This window comes from Phaeodactylibacter luteus, from assembly GCF_007993045.1.
Lineage (GTDB): Bacteria > Bacteroidota > Bacteroidia > Chitinophagales > Saprospiraceae > Phaeodactylibacter > Phaeodactylibacter luteus.
On record NZ_VOOR01000227.1, the window covers coordinates 1 to 376 of the forward strand.

The window sequence follows — 376 nt, forward strand, 5'->3', positions numbered from 1 at the left end:
GACAGGTTCTACGAAGCCGGGCTGCCTTAGGCCCTGAAAGATCAAGATGTGGCGCTACCTGCCTGTGCCCGTCAGCAGCTTTTCCGCCAGCTCTTCCAGCTTCTCCTCTTCTTCTGCACTGAGCGGGATATCGGCAAGCAGCTCTTCCTTCACATAGCCCAGCAACTTGCTCTGGCCGCTATTTGCAATGATACCGAGCACTTCCTGCACGGTCCCCTGTGGCAGCCCGGTGAAGTCGGCGAGGTCAACGGCGGTCATTTCCGGAAATTTGAGCGCTGTTTTCAAAAAGTGGAAGGCTCGCTCCTTTTGTTTGCCTTTCTCGAGCCCCATTTCCATGCCTTTCTCTAAACCTTTTTCGAGGCCTTTCTCCATGCCT

Annotated in this window: 1 pseudogene; it reads right to left on the minus strand. The window is 54.8% G+C overall.

The annotated features are described in order from the left end of the window. Nucleotides 1-54 precede the first annotated feature (54 nt). Nucleotides 55-376 (minus strand): annotated as a pseudogene (locus FRY97_RS23055) (hypothetical protein); the annotation flags it as partial.